This is a genomic window from Pseudomonas sp. R3-52-08 (assembly GCF_003851745.1).
Classification (GTDB): Bacteria; Pseudomonadota; Gammaproteobacteria; order Pseudomonadales; family Pseudomonadaceae; genus Aquipseudomonas.
This window is the reverse complement of record NZ_CP027730.1, coordinates 786,246-806,383: the sequence shown is the minus strand read 5'-3', so window position 1 is coordinate 806,383 and position 20,138 is coordinate 786,246. Positions and strand designations below refer to the sequence as shown.

Below are 20,138 nucleotides of genomic sequence, written 5' to 3'. Positions count from 1 at the left end.
TTGTATTCAAAACCGCGCACGGCGCTGGAGCGCGCTTTGAGGGACAAAACCTAATCAGTCAGTTCGTCAGTTGGTTGGCAAATTGCCCGACGGCGCTCACCACTTTTTGCGCGCCATCCTGAATCTCCACGATCACCGTGCCCGCTTCCGCCGCCAGCGCCAGGCCTTGCTCGGCTTGCTGGCGGCCGCCAACCATCAAGGCTACTGCGTCGCGGGCCATGTCCTGGTTCTGACGCACGACGCCGACTATTTCTTCGGTGGCTTTGCTGGTCCGAGAAGCCAATTGCCGCACCTCATCGGCCACCACCGCAAAGCCACGTCCCTGCTCACCGGCCCGCGCAGCTTCAATAGCCGCGTTGAGCGCCAGCAGGTTGGTCTGTTCAGCGATGCCGCTGATGGTCTTGACGATGCTGCCGATCACTTGCGACTGGGCGTTCAACGCCTCGATACCTTCGCCGGCCCGCTGCATATGCTCGGCCAGATCACGCATCACCTCCACCGCCTGGGTCACCACAGTGGTGCCGCGCTGGGCGCTGTCATCGGTTTGCCGGGAGGTGCTGTAGGCAATGTTGGCGGCCTCGGCCACCGCAAGCTCGCGGTTGACCTGGTCGGTGATCACCGTGGCGAACTTGACCACTTTGTACAGCCGCTCATTGGCGTCAACCACCGGGTTATAGGTGGCTTCCAACCACACCAGGCGGCCATGACTGTCCACGCGTTTGAAGCGCGCCGCGACGAACTCGCCGGCGTTCAGGCGCTTCCAGAATTGTTGATACTCAGGGCTGTTGTATTCCTGCGGTTCACAGAACATACGGTGATGTTTACCCTGGATCTGCGCCAGGCTGTAACCCATGGCGTTGAGGAAGCGGTCGTTGGCGGTGAGCACCTGCCCGTCCAGGTCGAACTCGATCAACGCAGTGGAGCGCATCAGCGCGGTGATCAGGTTTTCATGTTCACGCGAACTCTCGATGGTGCGCGTGAGGTCGCTGGAATACATCGCAAAATGCAGGAGGCGCCCGTCCGAACTGCGCACCGGCTGTAGGATCGAGCGTAGCCACGCCTCTTTGCCAGTGCCACGCATCAGGCGCACGGCACCCGCGAAATGTTCGCCACGCGCCAGCGCATGCTTGAAGCGCAACTGGAATTCGTTCTGGCGGATGTGGGCGGGCGTCAGGTCTTCGATCGGCCGCCCCACAATCTCGCCCAACGGGTAGGCCAGTTCCCGCAGGAAGTTGGCATTCGCCCACTCCACCCGCCCATCAGGACCGAGCGTCAGACACAGCATTTCGTTTTCCAGGCTCTCTTTGACCTGGAGCAAGCTCGACAATTCTTCGCGAAGAGCCGACAGCTCCTGCTTCAGGCGGGTATTGAACATGGGGCACCGATGGCAAGTGAGGTGGGTGTCTAACCTGCATCGGCGCAGCTGGCCTTTTCTGAAGAGGGCTTGCGGCATTGGCCGAACTATATTCCGGCATTCCGGCCTCGATGATGGTCGGCACGTTGTTGCTCTGGCACTTTCTGACCTGAACCTCAGCCCGCCAAGGTGTGGCGCTTGCCGAACAGCGCCACGCTCCCCACTCCCACCGCCCCCATCACCACGCAATAGCCCACGCAAATCCACGGACTAGTGGGCATCAACGCAATCAACATCAGCGGCGTAGTGCTCGCCCACAACGCATAGGCAATGTTGTAGGTGAAGGAAATCCCCGATACGCGCACATGCGCCGGAAACAGTCCGACCATCACCGACGGCACCGCGCCCACCACCCCGCAGCTCAAGCCGGCCACGGCATACGCCGCGCCCAGCCAGACGCCGCCGTTGATCAGGCTGGCATACAGGATAAACACCCCCACCGGCAGCAGCAGACTGTAGACCAGCACCGCGCGCCAGGCGCCAATGCGGTCGACCAGCAGGCCAGCCAGCACGCAGCCGATGTTGAGGAACACAATTCCCAACGCGCTCAAGGCGAAGGTGTGGCTGGGGCTCATGCCGAAGGTTTTCTGCATCATGGTCGGGGTGATGACAACCAGGACCACCACAGCCGACGTGAGCACACAGGTGAGGATCATCGCCGGCAGCAACACGGCGCGGTGGTCGCGCAATACGGTGCGCAGCGGCAGTTCGGCAGCGGCCTGGCGGCGGGCCTGCATTTCGAGGAACACCGGGGTTTCGCTGAGCCAGCGGCGCAGCCATACGCCAATCACGCCGAATACGCCGCCGAGCAGGAAGGGCAAGCGCCAGGCGTAGTCGAGTATCTCGGCCGGGGTAAAAACCTGTGCAAGCAGGGTGGCCGTGAGTGCGCCGAGCAAGTAGCCGAACGTCAGGCCGGCTTGCAGAAAACCAAGGGCATAACCGCGATGGCTGCGCGGGGCGTGTTCAGCGACGAAGGTCCAGGCGCTGGGCACTTCACCGCCCACCGCAGCGCCTTGCAACACGCGCAGCGCTAGCAGGATCAGCGGTGCGAAATAGCCGATTTGCGCGTAGGTCGGCATGATGCCGATCAGCAGGCAGGGCAAGGCCATCATCAGGATGCTCAGGCTGAACACGCGCTTGCGTCCCAGGTGATCGGCAAAGTGCGCCATCAGAATGCCACCCAACGGGCGCGCGAGATAGCCGGTGACGAAGATGCCAAAGCTCTGCAGCAGGCGTAGCCACTCGGGCATTTCCGGGGGGAAAAACAGTTGGCTGAGGGTCAGCGCGAAGAACACGAAGATAATGAAATCGTAGATTTCCAAGGCGCCACCGAGGGCGGCCAGGCCCAGGGTTTTGTAGTCGGAGCGGGAAAAACGCTGCGCCTGTGACGAAAAGGTGGCAGTCATGTACGGGCTCGGCAGACAAACAAAATGGCGTGCAGGTTATGAGTTGAACCGGATGATGGCAATCGCGACGGATATATTTGTTTTACTCATTGATCAATGAAGATAACTACATTCCCAAATCAATGACCTTGGAGGAACATGCCGAAAAACTGCCATCCCCATAATAAATACAAGAGGAAAGACTCGTGGCCGATGCTATCGAAGAAAGCCGCTATGCCCGATTTGCCTTGCGTTGCTCCAACTTCGCCGAGCGCTGGTTCCCCGACTCCTGGGTGTTCGCCGCCCTCGCCGTGATCATCGTTGCCGTGGCGACCCTGGGCATGGGCGCTGCGCCCAGCGAAGCCGCCAAAGCCTTTGGTGACGGGTTCTGGAGCCTGATCCCGTTCACCATGCAGATGGCCTTTGTAGTGATTGGTGGTTATGTGGTCGCCAGTTCGCCGCCTGCGGTAAAGCTGATTGACCGCCTGGCGCGCATCCCGAAGAACGGCCGTTCGGCGGTGGCCTGGGTCGCGTTGATTTCCATGGTGGCCTCCTTGCTCAACTGGGGCCTGTCCCTGGTGTTCGGCGGTTTGCTGGTGCGTGCATTGGCCCGTCGCACGGACTTGCGCATGGACTACCGCGCCGCTGGCGCTGCGGCCTACCTGGGCCTGGGTGCCGTATGGGCGCTGGGGTTGTCTTCATCGGCCGCGCAGTTGCAGGCCAACCCGGCCAGCTTGCCGCCGTCGATCCTGGCGATCACCGGGATGATCCCGTTTACCGAGACCATCTTCCTGTGGCAATCCGGCGTGCTGTTGCTGGCGCTGATCATCGTGTCGCTGATCATCGCCTACGCCACCGCGCCGGGCCCGAACAGTGCGCGGGATGCCAAGGCCTGCGGTGTCGACCCGGCATTCAACCTGCCCAAGCCGCAGGCGCCGACCCGACCCGGCGAATGGCTGGAGCACAGCCCCTTGCTGACTATTCTGCTGGCGCTGCTGGCGGCCGGTTGGCTGTTCCACGAGTTCTCGACCAAACCGGCGATCAGCGCCATCTCGGGGCTCAACACCTATAACTTCCTGTTCATCATGGTCGGCGCGCTCCTGCACTGGCGCCCGCGCAGCTTCCTCGATGCCGTGGCCCGCGCCGTGCCGACCACCACGGGCGTGCTGATCCAGTTCCCGCTGTACGGCTCGATTGCGGCGCTGATGACCGTGGTCAAGGGCGGCGACGGCCAGACCCTGGCGCACCATATCTCACTATTCTTCACCTCCATCGCGTCCCACGACACCTACGCGCTGCTGATGGGCGTGTACTCGGCGGTGCTGGGCTTCTTCATCCCCTCCGGCGGCGGCAAGTGGATCATCGAAGCGCCTTACGTTATGCAAGTAGCCAATGACTTGCAGTATCACCTGGGCTGGGCGGTGCAGATCTACAACGCGGCCGAAGCGTTGCCGAACTTGATCAACCCGTTCTATATGCTGCCGTTGCTTGGGGTATTGGGGTTGAAGGCGCGGGACTTGATCGGGTTTTCGTTCGTGCAGCTACTGGTGCACACGCCGTTGGTGTTGTTCCTGCTGTGGGCGTTGGGGACGACGTTGACGTATTTGCCGCCGGTGATGCCATAAAATAGCGACCGACGGTACCTGCTATTACAGTAGGTACGGTCATTCAGTGAGGGGAAGGCGCTCCAGCAAATCGGGGAATGCGCTTTGTATCGTGTCCCAAACGACATCGAAGTTGATATCGAAGTAACCGTGAGCAATTCGATTGCGCATCGCGCGCATATTGCGCCAGGGAATGTATGAATGTTCTGTAGCGAAGTCGGGGTGCCGGTCCATGATTTTCGTCGACGCCTCACCAATGATGATCAGGCTCATGACCACTGCTTGTTGCGTTCGCCTGTCCTCCAAGAACTCTTCTTTGCTTAACCCCTCAACAAAGGTAATCGCGTCAGTGCAAGCTTGCTTGATGTGTTCCAGATAATCCCCAAGGCGATTTTCCGTCATACCGGACGAGCCTCAGCCAACACCTTCGCGCGAAACTTCAAAGGCAAATCACCGGGGGTCAGCAGATCCACATTGACGCCCAGCAAGCTTTCAAGCTCTACCTGCAACCCACCGAGATCAAAAAGTGTCGTCCCCGGCGGCGCGTCGACCAGCAGGTCCAGGTCACTGCCTTCGTGATCGGTCCCCAGTAATACAGACCCAAACACTCTCGGATTTGATATACGAAAACGCCCGACCACTTCTCTAACAGCGGCTCTTTGTAGATCAAGTGCAATTGATGGTTTCACGGTTCACCTCGGCGGCCTGTGTCAGGAAGCCAGTCTAGCAGCGCTTATGCGGTGTAGACACGGCCCACTCATCATAGGTCTGTCTTTGTTCCGTCACATTCCATTGCTACCGTCCTGCGAAACATCTTGCAACATCTCGCCAAGGACTCCCGCGCAATGAGTGACGAGCACGTAGACCGCCCTTCCACGGATTCCGTCGGCCAACCGCCGGTCGACAGCAGTCGCCGGCGCTTCCTGGGGGGCGCTGCGGTACTGGGCGTGGGCGCGACCCTGAGTGCGTGCGGCAATACCGGCGAAGCACCGGAAAAGCCCGCGCCGCGCCCACTCACCTCGCAGGAGCTGGATAAAGCCTTACGTGACACGGTGAAAACCGTGGTGGTGATCTACGCCGAGAACCGCAGCTTCAACAATCTGTTTGCAGACTTCCCCGGGCTGGAGAAACCTCTCTCGGCGCTTTCGGCGGCTGACGTTCAACAACGCGACCGCGATGGCAGCGTATTGGCTACCCTCCCCCCGACCTGGGGCGGCGTGTTGCAGGTGGGCCCGCAAAGCGTGGATGGCGTGACCTACCCGAGCGCCGTGCAATTCCAGGAGAACCTGCCCAACGCCCCGTTCGCCCTCAAGGGCCCGGATGCGCAGGACTTGCCGCTGAGCCTGGTGACCCGCGACCTGTGGCATGTGTTCTACCAGAACCAGATGCAGATCAACGGCGGCAAGAATGACGGCTTCGTTGCCTGGGGCGATTCCGGTGGCCTGGTGATGGGCCATTACGCCCAGAGCCGCTATTCCCTGCGCCTGTGGGACGTGGCCAAGGAGTTTGTGCTGTGCGATAACTTTTTCCAGGGTGCGTTTGGTGGCTCGTTCCTCAACCATCAGTACCTGATCAGCGCCACGGCACCGATCTATCCGAATGCCGCGCAATCGGTGGCCAAGGCGCAGATCGCCACGCTGCAAAGCGACGACCCTACAGACACGCGCCTCGAACCCTTGGACACCTCGCCGGCCAGCGCCATGACTGGCCCGCCGCAGTTCGGCCCCAGCGCCTTGACGCCGGACGGTTATGCCGTCAACACGCTGGCTCCGCCCTACTGGCCGACCTGGATCCGCGACCCGCAGAACCCGGACTACGCCAAACCGGACCTGCCCAATGTGCTGGTGCCGCAAACCCATGAACACATTGGCGACAAGCTCTCGAAAAAGAACATCGACTGGGCCTGGTACGCTGGCGCCTGGCAAGCCACCCTGGAGCAATTCAAGGACTCGGGCGGTATTCCCAAGATTCCGAACTTCCAGTACCACCATCAGCCGTTCAATTACTTCAAGCAGCAGGGCCCCGAGAACCGTGCCGAGCGCGACAAACGCCTGCGCGACGGCGGGTTGGGCGATGAGTCGAGCACCAACAGGTTCTTCGCCGACGCCCAAGCCGGCAAGCTGCCCGCCGTGACCTTCTACAAGCCCCAGGGCAACCTGAACATGCACGCCGGCTATGCCGATGTGGCCTCGGGCGACCGCCATATCGTCCGCGCCTTGAAGCTGCTGCAGGAAAGCCCGCAGTGGAACAACATGGTGGTGGTCGTGACCGTCGATGAGAACGGCGGCTGGTGGGACCACGTGGCACCGCCCAAGGGCGACCGCTGGGGCCCGGGCACACGGGTTCCGGCCCTGGTGGTGTCGCCGTTCGCACGCAAAGGCACGGTTGACCACACGCTCTACGACACCGCGTCGATCCTGCGCTTGATCACCCGCGTGTTTCAGCTGGAGACCCTGGACGGCCTCAAGCAAAGGGATGCCGCGATGATCGCGCGCGGCCAGAAACCCATGGGGGATTTGAGCAATACCTTGCAGTTCAGCGTGTAGGTTCACTTATCCAATCGCGACACACACGGCGATTTAGCACGCGGTTTTCCTGGTCAGCCGCTACTGTGTGAGGGTGGGCTTTCATCCCGCGCAGACGGGCTTTCGCTGACAAGGAACCAATTATGTTCAAACCGACCAGGCTGTGCTTGACCCTGGCTGCGCTGCTGGCCAGTGCGGTCGTACAGGCCGACATCGAAGTGCCGTTGGGCAGTACACAGCGTGTCACCCAGTTGTTCGCGTTTCCCAACAACTGCAACGTGATCTGTTTTCGGCCCTGGACGCTGGAACAGACCGCCGAGCACTATTTGAACCAGAGCCTGCAACGTGACGGCTACAGCCGCGCCAAGGTCAGCGTCAAGGTGCATGACGGCCAGGTCGCGGCAACCTTCAGCGGCGTGCCGGACGGTTACGGCCAGCCCCTGACCACGCTGCTCGATACCGCAGACCTGGCTTACCAAGGTGCCAGCCAGCTCAACAGAGACGGCAAGTGGGCCTATAACTGGTACTTGTTCCTGCCGCTGGGCATGGCCCTGGAAAACCGCAAAAGCATCGAGCTGCTGCACTTTCCGCCAGATTATTCGCTGACCCAGGCCCAGGATTATCTGGAATCGGCTACCACCGACCGCTGGGCGACCTTGCTCACCAGCAATGGCATTCCTGCCAGCGAAACCCCGGCCTACCAGACCATCATCGATATCGCCCCCATCGCCGCGCCATCCAATGCAGGGAAAGACCTGGAAGCCGTCTACGGCTACTTCACCGACTACCAGACCCGCATGGTCAAGGAGCTGAGCCTGCGCCCCAGCGATTCGCTGCCGATGGTGGCCTTCGGCGCGCCGGTGCGCAGTTGGATCAAGCAACAATACGGGCAAACGGTGGCAGTGCTGGGCCTGGCGCAGATCAACCCGGAGCCGGGCAGGCCGGTCTCGGTGCTCGGCGCCAACCACCCAAGCTACATCTGGTACGCCGCCAGCCCGGACACGTATGACGGCAATGAGCAGAAGGCCGATGAGGCCGGCTTGAAAGTGATGGGTCAGGATCTGAGCGCAGCCTGTTGGCAAGCCGGCATGGGCCAGAAACCCGCCAGCGACGCGAATGTATTGCTCAAGGCGTGCATGAACACCTGGCAGGTCACGCGCAAGGAGCAGACCTGCGAACTGTTCTACACCTCGGTGCGCAACCTGACCCCGGAGCAGGCCAACGCCAAATGCGCCACGCCCGCTATCAAAGACCAGCTGAAGCAGCTGCGCAATGCAGCCCCTGCCCCAACCCTCGCACCGCCCGCGCTGTGAGGAGCACCCAGGATTTCTACTGTCAGATTTGACAGTAGAAATCGGCTCTGACTTCGGCGAGTCTTGAGCAGCGCCCATTTGCTGCAAGACTGGCCGTCGATCCACCCCCGCAGGTCCATGCAGCGCTCCCAGGAGAGTCATGAAAACCCGAGCCATGGATAAGGCCAAAGCGGCTGTGACCGAATGCTTTTACCCATTCAAGACGCTGCTCGTCGATCAGGGTTACCCCTCGACCGGTCACTTCCAGATCGTGCAAGGCACGGGTGGGAGGACAACCGGAATAAAGGCCCGCGTCACGTTCGACAGTCGCACGCGCATCGCCAGGATTTCCGGCTACGCCGTCAGCGAACAACGCCCGCATACGCTGCAGCTATCGCCACGCATACACTTGTACGACGCCTGGTTCTGCGGCCTGTTGCAGCATTCCTGCAACCCGAATGTGTTCCTCGACACCACTTACCTGGAACTCTGGACGGTCCAGCCCATCGCCGTCGACACCCGGTTGACCCTCGACTATGCCACCACCGAAGACACGCTGTTCCGGCAGTTCGCTTGCCATTGCGGCGAGCTGAACTGTCGGGGCTGGATCACCGGCAGCAAGGAGCCGTTGAATGCCGAAGGCCAGGCCTTCATGGCCCGGTGGCGCGGGCGTAAACGGACTTAGACTTCGCCCAACGGCCGCAGGCGGTACTGCGGCGGCAATTGCTCGAAGCCACTGATGGTGGTGTTCAAGCTCTTCCAGCGGCCATCCTTGATGCCGTAGATGCAGCCATGGATCGACAGGCTTTGCCCGCGGTGCCAGGCGTTTTGCACTATGCTGGTATGGCCGACGTTGGCCACTTGCTGAATCACGTTCAACTCGCACATGCGGTCGACGCGCTCTTCTTCGGTGGGCAACTGGGCCAACACGTCGCGGTTTTCGTAGTAGAGATCACGAATGGTGCGCAGCCAGCCGTCGATCAGGCCGAACTGACGGTCCTGCATCGCGGCGCGCACACCGCCGCAGCCATAGTGGCCGGTGACGAGGATATGTTTGACCTTGAGCACATCGACCGCGTACTGGATCACCGACAGGCAATTGAGGTCGGTGTGCAGCACCACGTTGGCCACGTTGCGGTGCACGAACAGATCACCGGGCAACATGCCGACGATCTCGTTGGCCGGTACACGCGCATCGGAGCAGCCGATCCACAGGTATTCCGGGGTTTGCTGGCGGGCGAGCTTGGCGAAGAATTCGGGATCTTCCTGTTTGATCGCATCCGCCCAGCGTTCGTTGTTGTCTAGCAGGTCTTGTAGTTCGTTCATCAGGGAAAGCCTCAGGAATGATGCGCAGTTTTGTGACTGACAAGCCTTCGTCCAGGTCACGCCTTGCGCAAATTAGCTTGAATCTTTGCGGCGCAAAGCCTGTCCACACACTATAAGCCCCACAGTATGAGGATTGGCCATGACTGAATCACGACGTCCCTACGGCGCTACGCAGCCCGAACCCATTGATGATAACGAAGACCGCATGGGTTCGATGCGCGAGCTGGATTTTGATGAAGAAGACCAGACCGCGGAAATCGGCGACGAAATACCCCGCGGCGAACGTGAGCACCTGATGCCCGACGAACGGGTACGCGAGGCCGGGCTGACGGGGGCTTCGACGGATGACCATGAGTCGACCGATGATGACATGAGCCCCGAAACGCTGATCCATGAGGACGGCGCGCGGGATGCACGGGAGGAAGGTGAAGACAGTGCGGCGGATTATGACTTGAGCATCGTCGATGAAGATGAAATTGGCGGTGGGAACGGGTTGGATGAGGCCGAACTGGCCGATCTGGATCCGCTCAACGGCAAACGCTGACGACGCAGTTCAAAATGTGGGAGGGGGCTTGCCCCCGATAGCGGTGTGTCAGTCAACTCATGTATTGGCTGAACCACTGCCATCGGGGGCAAGCCCCCTCCCACATGGATTTCGGTGTTTAGTCGACCAGGGTGCAGGCCATCACGACTGCGTCTTCGCGGCCGCCCACGGCTGGGTAGTAATCGCGACGACGGCCAATCTCGTTGAAGCCATAGCGCTCATACAGGCGGAACGCCCCGGTATTGCTGTCACGCACCTCCAGAAAGCATTCCCGCGCATTGGCCGCATACGCGCGGGACATCAGATGCTCCAGCAGCGCCAACCCCAAACCTCGGCCCTGGTTCTCCGGCTTTACGGTGATATTGAGCAGATGCGCCTCATCGAGGATGATCTGCACCACGCCATGGCCCACCTGCTGCTCACCTTCGAACATCAGCCAGATCTGGTACTTGCCCAGCCCGTCGAGAAAGATGCCACGGGTCCAGGGGTGGCTGAACGCCGCGTATTCGATCTTCAGCACGGCATCGAGGTCAGCCTCGGTCATCGGGCGGAAGGATAAAGCCTCACTCATCGGTTGTTTTCCAGCGCGCCATCAGCCGGCGCATGGCTTGCCAGATATCAGCCTTACGCTGTGGCTCTTCCATTAATAATTCCAGGCCCGGCAGGGCCCATACCGAACCCAGGCCTTCAACCCGCAGTTCGCGGTACCAGGCTTCGGCGTCCGCCTCACCGGCAAAGCGCACGGCGGGCAGGCCAATCAGCCACAGGCAGACGCAAGGCTCGTCTTCCAGGCGTGCCGCAACAAAACTCTGTACAAAATCCCGCGCGGCGTCCGGGCCCTGGTCCATGGTGCCGCGCACCAGCAGTGGCCAGCGCACCGGGTCGCCGACAATTTGCGGGCTGTCGGGCAGGCCGGCGGCGCGCAGCATGTCTTTGAGCAGCAGATAGGCCGGGTCGCGCGACTGGAAACGTTCGCCGGTGGGCAATTCCACCAGCAGCAGGCAACGCCCGGCGCGCAGCAGTTGCAGGGCAAAGCGTGGCGGCGGCACGACCGGGGCCTTGGCCACCGGGGCAGCGTCTTCGGCGACCACTGCCTTGACCACCGGTGACGGGCGCGGCACCTCGATCTTCGTGCGCTCCAGCGTCGGCCGCGTTTCGGGCACAGGCTTGATGACCGCCACCGGCGCGGCGGCTTCCTCGCCTGAAGGTGCGAACGCCTCATAGGGCTGCGGCGCCTGCAACAGCTCGGGCCGCGACGGCGCGGCAAACGGCAGTTCGGTGCGGGGCAGCCAGTTGACCACCTGCATGGCGCTCAAGTAAGCGCGACGTCGGGACTCGGTAAGCACAGCTCAGCCACTTGTGGATAACTAAAGAGCGGGGATTCTACCGCTGTTCGGCAACAATCGCCCACTGCACACTGACCGGCTGTGGATAAATCCCGCGCCCGATGCAGTACAATCGCGACTTTTAATCGCCAACCAGCCGGCCTTTCCCATGATCGAACCCAAGCGCGTCCTGCGCGCCCTCGCCGAACACTGGGCCTTACTTGAGCCACTGTGCGAACACTTCGACCAAGGCACCCTGAGCCTGGGCGAACTGCGCGCGCAACTCGCCGCCCAACAATTGGACAGCACGCCCCAGGACATCACCAGCCTGCTGGACGTGTGGATCCGCCTGGATATCCTGGTGCCGGTGGCCAAGAGCCCGAACCGGTTCGAGCTCAACGCGCAGATTCACGATTTCCTGGCGTATCTTCGCAAGGAGCACCGGCTTGGCCTGTGCCTGGAAATCGAAGCTTACCTGCGTCACCTCGAGCGCCTGGCCGGTTATATCCAGGACGCTTTTGACATCCGCGATGGCCACGACCTGGCCCGCCAACTGCGCCTGCTGGATATGCGCGTTCGGGATGTGCTGAAAAAACTCGCCAACGACGAACAGGCCCTCGCGGCCGTGGCCGACCGCGCCAAGACCAGCGACCGGCAGATCCCGTTGCGCCAGCGTTACGCCGAGGTGTTGGCCACCTGGGACGAATACGTTGAACCGATGATCCAACTGGTGAACGCCGACGGCGCGTTCGAGCAAGGCGTGCGCAAGGTGGAAAACGTGCTGCTGCGCATGCTCACCGAGCAGCAGCGTCTCGGCCACCTGGTGGACGACGACATGCTGCTGCGCACCCACGCGCGCATCCTCGAGATGCAGACCAGCGCCCAGCTGACCCTGCGCCATGCGCGCGAGCTGCTGTTGCCGCTGCGCGAAGAAGCACGCCGGCACAACGCCGTGACCCGTGGCGCGGCGCTGGCCCTGTCGGCCATCCGCCGCAAAGGCCTGGACGCGGTGCCGCAGGCTGCCATGCCAATGTTCAGCCGGCCGCAAAGCACCTTCCTCGGCAGTGCCAGCCAGGTCGAGGCATATGTGTACGCCCTGGCGAATTTCGAGCCGAAACCGGCGCGTTTTCCCAAGGCGCACAAAACCCACAAGGGCGAAGCCCCGCGCGCACCGCGAACGGTCAAGGAAATGCTCGAACGCTGCGAAGACGCGCTGCCGATGCCGGACCTGATGACCTGGCTGCTCGAGCAGGAGCCGGACGGCGCGACCGACGAATTGTTGTACTGGTTCTCGCGGCTCTCGCGGGAAAAACGCTTCAAGCGCGAGCGCCTGGAACGCCGCGATTACCACACCCACGAGCACCAGGTCAGCCTGCGCTCCTTCGCCCTGCTCCCGGCCAGCTCTGACGCGGCCGAGCACTCTGCGAGCATCCCAAATGCATCTTGATCTATCCGAACTGTCCCAGCTGGCGCCGATCTTTCGCGAGCTGTTCAAGGGCTACCACGTCAGCCGCCGCGACCCGGAGCTGTACGCACAACTGTCGAATTTCCAGGACCAGTACCGCACGCTGTTCAAGGCCCTGGGCTTTGAGCTGGTCTGCGATACGCGGGGTTTCTACTACTTCGTGCCGGACACCGCCGTGGCTGCCGCGCAGGTGAACAAGACCGCCCAGCGCCTGGCGTTGTTCACCTTCATCATCGTCGAACACCTGGCCGACCAGGGCCGCGACCCGGTTGCCGTGCTCGATGGCGGCAGCCTGGGCCGCGATGAACTGCCGTCGTTGCTGGAGAAATACCGCGACCTGTTTATCCAGGCCGAAGTGCAGACCCAGGAAGAACTCGAAGAGAAAATCATGCGCCGCATGACCCAGCTGGGTTTTGCCAGCGAAGACAACGGTATCTATCGCTTCCTGCCGCCGATGCATCGTTTCCTTGATGTGTGCCTGTCGGTCCAGCAGGACCGCGACCTCGCCGCCAGTGTGCACAGCGTCTTGCCGTTGCCGGCGCCGGTGATCATCGACGAAGACAGCGATGAAAAACTGCTGAAGACCGATGACCCACTGGACTTGAGTGACTTCGCTGAAGACAGCGAAGAAGACGCCCTCGCCCGCGCCATTGCCGAAGAACAGGAGACCGACGCATGAGTAAGGAACGCTACGGCATACGCCGCTTCGCCCTGTTGAATACCGCCGGCTACAGCCTGGGTTTGTTCCCGCTGGAAGAACCGTTGTCGGTGTATGGCGCGAACAACCTGGGTAAATCCGCGTCGATCAACGCCTTGCAGTTCCCGATCCTGGCGCGCATGTCGGACATGAGTTTCGGCAAGTACACCCTGGAGCAATCGCGGCGCTTCTACTTTGCCACCGACACCAGCTACATCCTCGTGGAAGTCTCGCTGCCCCATGGGCCGCATGTGATTGGCGTGGTCGGGCGCGGCCCGGGCGGTGGTTTCGGTCATCAGTTCTTCGCCTATGCCGGCAAGCTGGACCTGGCCCACTATCAGAAAAACGACACCTGCCTGCGCCAGAAAGAGCTGTTCACCAACCTTGAGCGCGAAGGCCTGAAGGCCTATGAGCTCAAGCCCGACGAACTGCGGCGCCTGTTGGTGGGCGGCCACACCTCGATCCCGCTGGATCTGACGCTGATTCCGCTGCGCTCTACCAGCGAACAGAGCCTGAAGACATTCCGTGCGTTGTTCATCAACCTGCTGCACATGCGCGAAATCACCGCCGCCAAGCTCAAGCAATTGTTCCTCGATGCGTTTGAACACAGCCTGCGCTCCGGCAGCGTCGATTACATCGCCGCATGCGAAGAAGCCTTCCGCGATGTACGGCGCATGGAGCAGGACTACAACTCCCTGGTGGCCGCCGGGCCGTTGGTCGAAGCACTCGCCAATGGCGTGAAACAGCGCGACATTTTGCGCGGCAAATTGCATCGCCTGTCGCCGTTGCTCGATTCGCTGTTGGGCACCTGGTCGGATTACGCCAGTGCGCGCAAGGAAGAGCTGACGATCCAGGCCGAACACTATCGCAACGAGCAGGATGCGCTGCAGAACGACCAGCGTGGCGGCACCCAGGAGCTGATGCGCCTGGAGCGCGAGATCAGTGGCATCCAACGCTGGTTGGGCGAGTTGTCGGTGCTCAAGCATCGCTTCGCGCTGGTCGATGATGTGCGGGTGCTGGAGCAGCAACTGCTCGCGGCCAAGGACGCTCACGACGAATTGGCGGGTGCACTGGCGCAGTCGCGTCAGTTCAGCGCCGAGGACCTGGACGAGCGTCTGCGCGACCTGGAAAAACGCTTGAAGTCGGTCAAGCAGCAGCTTGATCACGCGGACAACAACAGCTACGCCAAGCTGCGCGAAGAATTCTCGCAACAGGATGTCGAGCGCTTGATGCGCCTGTTCAACAGCGCGTTGTTCAGCCTGCCCCTGGGTGAACATGGCATCACGCTGGATGAGCAAGGCCAGTGGGTCAAATCCCTGGAACAGATCCTCGATGGTTTCAAGGGCGAGCGTTTCGAAGTGCCGGGGCTGTCCATCGACCTCTCGCACATCGAACCACCGGCTTTGCAGGCCCTGGCGGATCGCGCGGCGTTGCGCGACCAGAAAGAACGCCTGGAAAAAGAACTCAAGCAACTGAAAACCCAACATGCGGTCGCTTCCGACCGAGCGGCGAGCAAGACCCAGACCGAAGCGCTGTACCAGCAGGTATTGGACGCGCAGAAGGCGCTGGAAGATTTCCGCCGCACCCAGACCCTGAGCGCGGAGGAAGGCGAGAAGCTGGAACACCTCGCGCAGATGGAAGCGGCCCAGGACGAACTGAAGCGCTCCAGCGATGCGTTCACCGAGCGCGTCCAGCAGCTGTCGGCCAAGCTGCAACTGGTCGGCCGCCAAATCGGCGATATGGAAGCCAAGCAACGTACGCTGGACGACGCGTTGCGCCGTCGCCAGCTATTGCCGGCGGACCTGCCGTTCGGCACGCCGTTCATGGACCCGGTCGACGACTCCATGGACAACCTGCTGCCGCTGCTCAACGACTATCAGGACAGTTGGCAAGGCTTGCTGCGCGCCGACGGGCAGATCGAAGCGTTGTATGCGCAGGTGCGCCTCAAGGGCGTAGCCAAGTTCGACAGCGAGGACGACATGGAGCGGCGTCTGCAACTGCTGATCAACGCCTATGCGCACCGTACCGATGAGGCATTGACCCTGGGCAAGGCGCGCCGCGCGGCCGTCACCGATATTGCGCGGACCTTGCGCAATATCCGTAGCGACTACGACAGCCTGGAACACCAACTGGCGTTGTTCAACCGCGAGATCAACAAGCGCCAGGTCTCCAACCTGCAGAGCTTTCGCATCGTGCTGGCGCCGAACAAGGAAGCCCTCAAGCATATCGACCAGATCATCCACAGTGCCGGTCAGTATGAGGAAGGCGAAACGTTGTCGGTGTTCGACCTCAGCCAGAGCGCCGAGCAGGACAACAAGAACGAAGAAGCCAAGGAATACCTGGCCCGCCTCGTGGCGGCCAACCATAACCAACTGGGCCTCAAGGACCTGTTCGAGCTGGCGTTCGAAATCACCAAGGTGAACGGCCAACCGGTGATTCATACCGACATCGACGGCGCCGCGTCCAACGGCACCACCATGACCATCAAGGCGCTGACCAACATGTACTTGTTGCTGCACCTGATGGACCGCGACCAGGCCGGTCGCGTGCGCTTGCCGTACTACCTCGACGAGGCGGCGGACATCGATGAGAAGAACCAGGCAGCGCTGCTGGAAACCAGCCTGCAGTTGGGCTTCGTGCCGATCCTGGCCAGCGTGAAGCCGCAGGTGTCTGCCCAGGTAGCGATCGACCTGGAAGGCGGCAGCGGGCCGAACGGGATCTACATTGATGAGGCCGACTGGAAATATATCCGTCGTCACGATGCGGTGAAGGCCACCCTGAACATGCAGGCGGACGAGCCGGAGTTGGATGCCGTCTGACGTGTAGCGCTGAAAGGCAGAAAGGCCGCGATCGTTTGGATCGCGGCCTTTTTTGTGGGCTGGAGTTTTGTATTGAATTTGAGGGCCTCATCGGGGGCAAGCCCCCTCCCACACTTGAATGTATTCACACATCGGAATGTGGGAGGGGGCTTGCTCCCGATAGCCGCGCCTCGGTCTACTTGCCGAGTGGAATCTTCGGCGCCCAGGTCAGCCACTCATCCTCAAACTTGTCGAACAGTGCAAAGGTCTGCTGCGGCCGTGCCGGGTTGCCCATGCGCTCGCCTTCAGGCGTGGCAAAGGCGATACCGCCGGCAACCAACGTCTCCAGGGACTCGGTACGCACCGTCGCGCCCTTGAACAAGCCGAAGTCGAGCCCGAAGCCGCTGGTGTTCCAGAAGCGACTGCCACTGCGTACCAACGGCGCGTATTTGGGCTCGATCAGGATGTGCACCAGGACACGGTCGGCGGTCTGTCCCAACTCATAGCCGGTAACTTTGCCCACGGTGACTTCACGGTAGGTGACGGGCACGCCTTCCTTGAGCGAACCACGGCGTGCGGCGCTGAGTGTCAGGCTCAGGCCGGCCTCCTGGCGGGCGGTTTCAGGCGGTTGGGCAAGGGCGACAAAGCTCTTTTGCGGGCCGGCGTTTTTCGCGGCCGGTTGCACTTCGATGTATTGACCGGTGACCAGGGTTTCCAGATTTGCCGTCTTCATCAAGCCCAATTCAGGCTTGACCACCCAGAACTGGCTGCCAACCCGCGCAATGCGGTCCGCAACCTGGGTGATACGCGCCTTGAGCAGCACCGATTGCATGTCGACACTCAGGTCCACGCTCTCGAGCTTGCCCACTTCCAGGCCTTTGAAGCGCACCGGCGTGCCTGGGCTCAAGCCGTCGGCGCGATCGACCTTGATGGTGACCAGGGTGCCATGCTGATTGGCAGCGTCCCGATCAGCAAACAAGCGGAAACGGGGGATGCGTCGTTTCAGCGGCACATTCGGTTCCGGCGTTTCGAAGGCGATACCGCCGGCCATCAAACTGGCCAGGGATTCACTTTTTACCTGGATACCGCCGGTAAGCCCACCAGTGAGGGTGACACCGCTGGCATTCCAGAAACGTGTCGAACCGTTGACCAGGCTCTCATATTCTTTCTCGATATGAACACCGATCACCAATTGCTTTTTCTTGCGTGAAAACTGGTAGCTCTGTACCGAACCGACCTTGACCTGCTTGTACAGAATCGGGCTGCCGACATCCAGCGAGCCGAGGTTGTCGGTGAGCAACACCATGTGCAGGCCTGGGGAGCGCAGATCCAACGGTGGCGCCTTGGCGCGCGCTACGTATTCACGTTGTGGCGGGGTGCCTTTGTCGCCGGGGCGGATGGCGATGTAGTTACCTTTGACCAGGGCCTCCAGCCCGGTAATGCCGGCCAGGGAGATGGATGGCTTGACCACCCAGAATTGCGTGTCCTGAACCAGGTAGTCTTCGGCCAATGGGTCGAGGGTCAATTCAGCGCTGGCGCTGGTCAGGTCCGGGTCGATCTTCAGGGTTTTCAGGCTGCCGACCTGGATACCTTTGTACATCACTGGAGTGCGTCCAGCCTGCAGGCCTTCGAAATCGGTGAGCTTGACCTTGACCTTGATGCCCGCGGCGGCGGCGTCGAAATCCTCGTACAAGCGAAAAGGCAGGCTCGGGTCGGTTGGCGGGCTGTCTTTGCGGTTTTCCGGTGTGGCGAAGGCAATACCACCGGCGACGATACTGGAGAGGGATTCACTGCGCACCTTCACACCGGACAGATTGGCGTCGATGCTGATGCCGCTGGCGTTCCAGAAACGCGTGTGTTTGCGCACCAGGTTGGCGTAGGTCGGTTCGATATAAACCTTGATCTCGACGGTGCTCTGGTCTTCAGACAACAAGTAACTTTTGACCTGACCCACCTGGATCTGCTTGTAGAACACCGGGCTGCCACGGTTCAGCGAACCCAGGCGATCAGCCTTGAGGGTCAGGTGCAGGCCGGGCTTGGCGTCGGATAATGGCGGCTCCTCGGAAAGCGCCTTGAATTTGCGGGTGGGCTCACCATCCCCCGGGCTTGCGGCGATGTAGTTGCCCGAAACCAGGGTTTCCAGGCCAGTGATGCCGGCGAGGCTGACGCTGGGTTTGACCAGCCAGAAGCGGGTGTTGGTCTTGAGGTATTGTTCGACGTCCTTGTTCATCTCGATGGTGGCAATCACCCCGCGATTGCTGCCTTCGTCATCCAGCGCCAAGGCCTTGACCTTGCCCACCGTCATGCCTTTGTAGACCACTTCGGTCTTGTTGACTTGAATGCCTTCGCCGCTTTCAAAGCGGACCTGGATCTCGATACCTTGCTGGGAGTAGGCACGCCACCCCAGCCAGCCACCGATGATCAGGGCGATGAGGGGCAACACCCAGATGGCCGACCAGTTGGACGCAGGGCGGGTTTTAGCTTTAGGCAAATCACTCATGGTCGTCATCCGACTCCGTGTTATCCCAAATCAGTCGGGGATCGAAGGTTACTGCGGCAAACATCGTCAAGATCACCACACTGGCAAACGCTGCAGCGCCGAGATTGGCTTCGACACTGGCAAGTCGCCCAAAGTTTACGACCGCCACCAGGATGGCGATCACGAAGATATCCAGCATGGACCAGCGACCGATGAATTCGATAAAGCGGTACATGATAATGCGTTGTTGCGCAGACAGCGGTTGCCGGCGCTGCACCGAAAACAGCAGCAGGCCGATGCCCACAAGCTTGAACGTCGGTACCAGGATACTGGCGATGAACACCACGGCGGCAATCGGAAACATGCCGTGCTGTACCAGTTGGATCACGCCGGACATGATGGTGCTCGGGTCGCCTTGGCCGAGAGAGTTGACGGTCATGATCGGCAGCAGGTTGGCCGGGATGTACAGGATCGCCGCAGTCACCAGCAGTGCCCAGGTGCGTATGAGGCTATTGGGACGACGTGGGTGAATCAGCGCGCCGCAACGGGTGCAGAGCTGCTCATCGGCATCGGCTTGCTGCTTGTTCAACTCATGGCATTCGGTACAAATCAGAATGCCTGCATCAATTGCCCGCATGGTCATCCTCTCCTGACAGCGCTTGCCAGATCTGGTGGGGTGACATCACCACCTCGAGCAGAATCTGAACCATTAACAGACTTACAAAGCAGACCAGACCCAAGCCAAGCGTAATGGAGGCCATGTCAGCCAGCTTCACAAGTGCCACCAGTACGCCCATCAAGTAGACCTCCAGCATTCCCCAATCTTTCATATGGTGGTAGATGCGGTAGAACAGCAGTCCATAACTGCGACCGATGCTCCAGCGGATACTGAGCAGCACAGCCAGTTGGCACAACAATTTGAGCAGGGGAATGCCCATGCTGCACAAGAAAACCACAGCAGCAACGCCCTGCATACCGGTGTTGAACAGGCCAACTACGCCGGTCCACACGGTGTCCTCCGAGGACTGCCCGAGTAGATTGAGCTGCATGATGGGTAAAAAATTCGCGGGGATATACAGCAGCAGTGCTGCCAGCACCAAGGCCAGGCTGCGCTCGACGACATTGTGACGATGAGCGTAGAGCTCGTAACCGCAACGCGGGCATTCAGCCTTCTCACCGAGGGCGAGCGAGGGTTTGCGCATCAGCAGGTCGCACTCATGGCATGCCACCAAGTCGTCCAGGGGCAAGTCCGACACCTCAAGGGCATCAACCGGATCGGGCATA

The 20,138-nt window shown here is 61.0% G+C and carries 18 protein-coding genes; 8 read left to right on the top strand and 10 right to left on the bottom strand.

Translation table 11 applies throughout. The features are described 5' to 3' along the window. Positions 1–58: 58 nt before the first annotated feature. Positions 59–1,375: a PAS domain-containing methyl-accepting chemotaxis protein gene (locus tag C4J91_RS03465; protein ID WP_124361167.1), complete on the bottom strand. Its 1,317-nt coding sequence runs from the start codon at positions 1,373–1,375 to the stop codon at positions 59–61. A 155-nt stretch (positions 1,376–1,530) separates the two neighbouring features. Then, on the bottom strand, positions 1,531–2,820 hold the full coding sequence (locus C4J91_RS03460; RefSeq protein WP_124361166.1) for an MFS transporter: 1,290 nt from the start codon (positions 2,818–2,820) through the stop codon (positions 1,531–1,533). Between the two features lie 185 nt (positions 2,821–3,005). On the opposite strand from C4J91_RS03460, the gene C4J91_RS03455 reads away from it, so the two are divergent. Next, positions 3,006–4,424 (top strand): short-chain fatty acid transporter, encoded by a 1,419-nt coding sequence (locus C4J91_RS03455; RefSeq protein ID WP_124361165.1) that lies wholly within the window; start codon positions 3,006–3,008, stop codon positions 4,422–4,424. Positions 4,425–4,463: 39 nt separating this feature from the next. Here the strand turns inward: C4J91_RS03455 and C4J91_RS03450 are convergent, their stop codons facing one another. Continuing rightward, positions 4,464–4,805 (bottom strand): DUF86 domain-containing protein, encoded by a 342-nt coding sequence (locus tag C4J91_RS03450; RefSeq protein ID WP_124361164.1) that lies wholly within the window; start codon positions 4,803–4,805, stop codon positions 4,464–4,466. After that, entirely contained in the window at positions 4,802–5,092 is a 291-nt protein-coding gene (locus C4J91_RS03445; RefSeq protein ID WP_124361163.1) for a nucleotidyltransferase family protein, read from the bottom strand. The genes C4J91_RS03450 and C4J91_RS03445 overlap by 4 nt, the downstream gene beginning before the upstream one ends. A gap of 156 nt (positions 5,093–5,248) precedes the next feature. Between C4J91_RS03445 and acpA the strand changes: the two genes are divergently transcribed. From acpA to C4J91_RS03430, 3 genes are all read left to right on the top strand, one after another. Further along, positions 5,249–6,949: an acid phosphatase gene (gene acpA, locus C4J91_RS03440; protein WP_124361162.1), complete on the top strand. Its 1,701-nt coding sequence runs from the start codon at positions 5,249–5,251 to the stop codon at positions 6,947–6,949. A gap of 122 nt (positions 6,950–7,071) precedes the next feature. Next, positions 7,072–8,241, top strand: a complete 1,170-nt coding sequence (locus C4J91_RS03435; protein WP_124361161.1) for a hypothetical protein — start codon at positions 7,072–7,074, stop codon at positions 8,239–8,241. A 139-nt stretch (positions 8,242–8,380) separates the two neighbouring features. After that, a complete protein-coding gene (locus C4J91_RS03430; RefSeq protein WP_124361160.1) occupies positions 8,381–8,905 on the top strand; it encodes an SET domain-containing protein-lysine N-methyltransferase in 525 nt (174 codons plus the stop codon). Here C4J91_RS03430 and can read toward each other — a convergent pair. After that, complete coding sequence (gene can, locus C4J91_RS03425; RefSeq protein WP_124361159.1) at positions 8,902–9,546, bottom strand: carbonate dehydratase; 645 nt, start codon at positions 9,544–9,546, stop codon at positions 8,902–8,904. The two genes, C4J91_RS03430 and can, sit on opposite strands and share 4 nt — an antisense overlap. A 139-nt stretch (positions 9,547–9,685) precedes the next feature. Between can and C4J91_RS03420 the strand changes: the two genes are divergently transcribed. Then, complete coding sequence (locus C4J91_RS03420; RefSeq protein WP_124361158.1) at positions 9,686–10,090, top strand: serine kinase/phosphatase; 405 nt, start codon at positions 9,686–9,688, stop codon at positions 10,088–10,090. Between the two features lie 118 nt (positions 10,091–10,208). Here the strand turns inward: C4J91_RS03420 and rimI are convergent, their stop codons facing one another. Together rimI and C4J91_RS03410 are read right to left on the bottom strand one after the other, a co-directional pair. Continuing rightward, positions 10,209–10,661, bottom strand: a complete 453-nt coding sequence (rimI, locus tag C4J91_RS03415; RefSeq protein WP_003188286.1) for a ribosomal protein S18-alanine N-acetyltransferase — start codon at positions 10,659–10,661, stop codon at positions 10,209–10,211. Then, positions 10,654–11,397: an energy transducer TonB gene (locus C4J91_RS03410; RefSeq protein WP_124365097.1), complete on the bottom strand. Its 744-nt coding sequence runs from the start codon at positions 11,395–11,397 to the stop codon at positions 10,654–10,656. The genes rimI and C4J91_RS03410 overlap by 8 nt, the downstream gene beginning before the upstream one ends. A gap of 187 nt (positions 11,398–11,584) precedes the next feature. Between C4J91_RS03410 and mksB the strand changes: the two genes are divergently transcribed. The 3 genes from mksB to mksF are packed head-to-tail and all read left to right on the top strand — an operon-like array spanning position 11,585 to position 16,396. After that, positions 11,585–12,862, top strand: coding sequence for an Mks condensin complex protein MksB (gene mksB, locus C4J91_RS03405; protein ID WP_124361157.1), 1,278 nt, complete (start codon positions 11,585–11,587; stop codon positions 12,860–12,862). Continuing rightward, positions 12,852–13,559 (top strand): Mks condensin complex protein MksE, encoded by a 708-nt coding sequence (gene mksE, locus C4J91_RS03400; protein WP_124361156.1) that lies wholly within the window; start codon positions 12,852–12,854, stop codon positions 13,557–13,559. The genes mksB and mksE overlap by 11 nt, the downstream gene beginning before the upstream one ends. After that, positions 13,556–16,396, top strand: coding sequence for an Mks condensin complex protein MksF (gene mksF / locus C4J91_RS03395; RefSeq protein ID WP_124361155.1), 2,841 nt, complete (start codon positions 13,556–13,558; stop codon positions 16,394–16,396). The genes mksE and mksF overlap by 4 nt, the downstream gene beginning before the upstream one ends. 175 nt (positions 16,397–16,571) lie before the next feature. Here the strand turns inward: mksF and C4J91_RS03390 are convergent, their stop codons facing one another. From C4J91_RS03390 to C4J91_RS03380, 3 genes are read right to left on the bottom strand one after another with little or no spacing between them, the layout of a single operon-like run. Continuing rightward, positions 16,572–18,875: a PqiB family protein gene (locus tag C4J91_RS03390; protein WP_124361154.1), complete on the bottom strand. Its 2,304-nt coding sequence runs from the start codon at positions 18,873–18,875 to the stop codon at positions 16,572–16,574. After that, entirely contained in the window at positions 18,868–19,491 is a 624-nt protein-coding gene (locus C4J91_RS03385; protein ID WP_124361153.1) for a paraquat-inducible protein A, read from the bottom strand. Before C4J91_RS03385 ends, C4J91_RS03390 begins: the two co-directional genes overlap by 8 nt. Continuing rightward, on the bottom strand, positions 19,478–20,137 hold the full coding sequence (locus C4J91_RS03380; protein WP_124361152.1) for a paraquat-inducible protein A: 660 nt from the start codon (positions 20,135–20,137) through the stop codon (positions 19,478–19,480). The genes C4J91_RS03385 and C4J91_RS03380 overlap by 14 nt, the downstream gene beginning before the upstream one ends. Position 20,138: the final 1 nt, after the last annotated feature.